The 3,603-nt window shown below is 67.7% G+C and carries 5 protein-coding genes and 1 pseudogene; 2 read left to right on the top strand and 4 right to left on the bottom strand.

The window, feature by feature from the left end; all coding sequences use genetic code 11:
• Positions 1-122 precede the first annotated feature (122 nt).
• Positions 123-554: a TetR-like C-terminal domain-containing protein gene (locus ACZ60B_RS42735; protein ID WP_469397431.1), complete on the bottom strand. Its 432-nt coding sequence runs from the start codon at positions 552-554 to the stop codon at positions 123-125.
• Positions 555-700: 146 nt separating this feature from the next.
• Here ACZ60B_RS42735 and ACZ60B_RS42730 point away from each other — a divergent pair, with 146 nt between their 5' ends.
• Positions 701-1,090 carry a MerR family DNA-binding protein gene (locus tag ACZ60B_RS42730; protein ID WP_469397428.1) on the top strand — a complete coding sequence of 130 codons (390 nt, stop codon included), beginning with the start codon at positions 701-703 and terminating at the stop codon, positions 1,088-1,090.
• Positions 1,091-1,310: 220 nt separating this feature from the next.
• On the opposite strand, the gene ACZ60B_RS42725 is transcribed toward ACZ60B_RS42730, so the two are convergent.
• Positions 1,311-1,715, bottom strand: coding sequence for a hypothetical protein (locus tag ACZ60B_RS42725; protein ID WP_469397426.1), 405 nt, complete (start codon positions 1,713-1,715; stop codon positions 1,311-1,313).
• Between the two features lie 27 nt (positions 1,716-1,742).
• Positions 1,743-1,937: a hypothetical protein gene (locus ACZ60B_RS42720; RefSeq protein ID WP_469397424.1), complete on the bottom strand. Its 195-nt coding sequence runs from the start codon at positions 1,935-1,937 to the stop codon at positions 1,743-1,745.
• 422 nt (positions 1,938-2,359) lie between these two features.
• Here ACZ60B_RS42720 and ACZ60B_RS42715 point away from each other — a divergent pair, with 422 nt between their 5' ends.
• Positions 2,360-2,851 carry a hypothetical protein gene (locus ACZ60B_RS42715; protein WP_469397422.1) on the top strand — a complete coding sequence of 164 codons (492 nt, stop codon included), beginning with the start codon at positions 2,360-2,362 and terminating at the stop codon, positions 2,849-2,851.
• Here ACZ60B_RS42715 and ACZ60B_RS42710 read toward each other — a convergent pair.
• Positions 2,818-3,603, bottom strand: a pseudogene (locus tag ACZ60B_RS42710) (ISL3 family transposase); the annotation flags it as partial. The gene ACZ60B_RS42715 and the pseudogene ACZ60B_RS42710 overlap by 34 nt on opposite strands.

The following is a 3,603-nucleotide window of genomic DNA, read 5'->3' as shown; positions in this document are numbered from 1 at the left end:
CCGAAGTGAAGCTGGTGTTCTACGAGGCACGGCCCCTTCGGACGCAAGTCATGGACGGCATCCTCCCGCACCCATGATCGGCGGGACAGAACCTAACGGGACCGAGCGTCGCAGCCGCCCGGTCATGAGGCCATCGGCTTGAGACGGGCGTCCAGCGCAGCTTCGATCAACCGGTCGTAACTGTCGGAACCCTCGCCGCCGAGGGCGAGTTGCAGGCTGCCCCAGGGCCACAGTTGGGCGATGCCGTGCAGGTTCGCCCACAGGGCAGCCGCGGTGACTGCCGCCGAAGGCTCCAGCGCCTGTGCCCGGCACTGAGCGACGAGCTCGGTGACGCGCTGGAACATCGGGAGCATCGCCTCCCTCAGCCGAGGCCCGTCCGGATTTCCACTCTGCTCGCCGCTGTCGAGCAGGTCGTGACGGGACATCAACTCGAACATGCCGTGCCGTTCCAGTGCGTAGGTGACGTACACCCGCGCCAGCGCCGCCAACTCAGCGGGGCCGACCACTGACCGCCACAGATAGGTGACACCGCCTTGGTCACGATCAGCTCGCACCCGCAGGACTCATCGGGGCCGCGGTAGACCCTCCTCGCGGAACGGCATGCCCCTCACCTCTCTCATCGGGTTCCGTCCCTGACGTTCGCGGCGCTAGAGCCCGGCCCCCGCGGCAAGGTCAAGAATGGGAGTGAGAAGGTGCGAGTATGCCGCCACCAGGACTGACGGTCGGGCAAGCCGCCGGGGTCACACGCAAGGCGGTACGGGGGTACGAGGCCCGGGGCCTGCCGCCCGCCGCCGAGCAGACCGAGGCCGGCTACCGGCCCCATGACCAGCACGACATCGAGCTGCTGACCTTCATCCGCCGAGCCCGCGCCCTCGGCCTGCGCCTGGACGACATCCGCGACGTCCTCGCCATCCGAAACGGCGGCACCCCGCCGTGCGCCACCGTTCGCGGCCTGCTCGACGCCCGTATCGCCGAGATCGACACCGAGCTGCCAGCTCTGCGCAAGACACTGGGCGAGACCCGGCAGCGGGCCGATGACTGCAGCGACGTCCAGCCCGTGACCGACTGCGGGATCATCGAGGACTCGTAGCTCACAGCCCGCCGGGACGCCTCAAGATCAACTCACTGCCCCTTTGACGCGTATCGGGGTCACACCCCGGGATCCCCGCGAGTTCAGGGGAACTGAAGGTTTCTCGGCGGGAACCCGAGGGTCGGGTGTCCTGGTTCCCCGGTGCGGCGTCCTGGGGTCGTTGTGAACCCGCGCGCGTGACCTCGCCGATGTAGGGGTGTGCGTGTCGTCCGGACTCGGTTCACTCTTCGTCGCGGTGGGTGAGATGGCCGTTGGTGAACCGCCAGTAGTGCTGGTGCGGCGTCAGTTGCCAGGTCTCGTCGGCAGCGATCGCCTGCGTGATCCATTCGTGGAGTTGCGGGAGGGCATGCGCTCGTAGAACAGCGCGGGTGGCGGCACGTTCGGCGGCATCGACCGGGTGGACGTCTATGCGGAAGCCGACCATGTCCGGGTGGACGCCGCGGCCGTAGTTGCGGGGGTTCGGAGCGACCCACGCTGCTCCCAGGACGATGGTCCCGCTGTCATGCCCGGTAAGGAACTGCAGGTCCGTGACGCGGGTCATGTAAGGGCCGAGACACTCGTTGATGTCGGTGGCGGTCAGTGGCCAGGCACGGTGCCGGGGCAGTCTTCGATTTCGTGCGGACATGGCAGGCAGAATGGCAGAAGACCACGGTCAGTCCTCACAGGTTTGTTCGGCGGGCCGCTCCAGCAGCGCCCGTGCGGAGGGCGCGTACCGGATCGCCGTCTTCTCGTCGAGGCCGAAAGCCTCGGCAAGGTGGAGCGGATCGGGACCGTGGACGAGGGCTTCTTCGAGCTGACGGTCGACGCGGAGCTGTTCCAGTGCGGCGGCCTGACCGGTTGAATCCAAGGTCGCGGCCGGTGAGCCCTGGCAGCACTACGACCTCGAACACGGCTACTGCGGCTACACCTTCTTCGAGCAATGCCAGTACCGCATGGCCTGCGCACGCTGCGACTTCTACAGTCCCAAGGACTCCACGCGATCCCAACTCCCGGAAGCCAAAAGCAACTTGCAGAAGATGGCCGTGTCCATCCCGCTGACCGATGACGAGCAGGCAGCCGTCGAGGACGGCCGGGGGCCCTGGACCGACTACTCGACCTCCTCGCCGACACACCCACTCCGGTCGGCCCGACACCACGCGAACTGGGCCTACCCCTACCGGCGACAGCCCGCCTTCTGCCGTTCGTCGGCGTCCGACAGGGCGGGGCAGGCTCCGCACCGGTCTGATATCGGAGTGCGCACAGGCCCGGGAGAGTGCCACAGTCACTGCCGTGACCTTGATGAACGTGCTCGTCGACTTCGCCCGAACCGGCCGGATCGGCCCGCTTCACTGCGGAATGCCCCTGACCGAGGCTGAAGACCTTCTCGGCCCGGGGCGCCCGCACCCCGCCCACGTCATGAAGGGGCCCGATATCGACGGCTACCCCTACTCCTGGAACGGGCTGCAACTCTTGGTCACGCAGCGGGCCGTCAGCGGCATCTGGATCAGCCTCCGGCCTGGTTCGACCGGCAAACTCCCGCCGCTCGTCCTGCCCGATTCCGAGTCGTTCGCGGCCACCGTGCTCCGCGAGGAACTGATCACTGCCCTCGACACCGCAGGCTGTCACCACGAGGTCAACCCTGCCCTGACCTTCGGCGAGCAGTCGAGCATCCTCACCCAGCCGGCCGAGGTCTGCGCTGTCTTCAGCCTGCCCGGCCGGGACCATCACGTTCCGCACCGCGATCGGCACTACCTCGACGTGATGCACAAGCACACGGCTTGACATCGCTGATTCCACAGAATGATCCGGTTGACGTGACCTTCGACCGGACCGCTGCTGCAGGGCAGAGTAAGGTCGGCGATGACGGCGTCCAGATCTCGTTCGAGTCCGTTCCTGAATGCACGCAGGTACGGCAGGTCGTCGGCGCGGACGGCGCGGATCCAGGCGGGCAGACGGGTACCGGTGCGGTCACAGATCATGCGGGCGAAGGACTCGACGTGGCCTCGGAGTGCAGCCATGTGCGGGCAGCAGAAGAGTGCGTCGTCGAGTTGTCGTTCCTCTTCGGCTCGTAGGTGTGCGGGGTGCCGGAGGATCCAGGTGCTGAGGTCCTGGGATTTGAGTGAAGGCGCGGGCACCGTCTTCGCTGCGTCGCGCAACGGCCGTAGGAAGCGGCGGACGGCTTGTGGTGTGCGGCCTGGGTAGCACTGGGTCTGGATCTCGCGGAAGAGGGCGGAGGCGTTTGTGCAGCCCTGGTTCCAGCGGCCGATCAGGTAGGGCCGCCAGACGTCCAGCCGGGTCGTGCGAATGGCTTGATCGGCGAGGGCCCCGGGGTTCTCGCAGCGCGCGTAACGGCGGGTGGTGTGGCGGGCCGGTCCGAGTTCCCGTCCGATGGCGCCGATCGTCCATCCCTGGGCCAGCAGGTCCTGGACGGCTTGGTAGCGCTCCCGCGTGGGCCAGGTTGTCCCACAAGTGCCACGCGTCGGCGACCTGTCGGGCCCGGGGTGCTCCGGCCCTGGCTGCCTCGGCGTAGGCGC

The sequence above is a fragment of the Streptomyces sp. NPDC104096 genome (assembly GCF_055584385.1).
The sequence above is the reverse complement of the archived record's forward strand: the minus strand, read 5'-3'. Positions and strand labels throughout refer to the sequence as shown.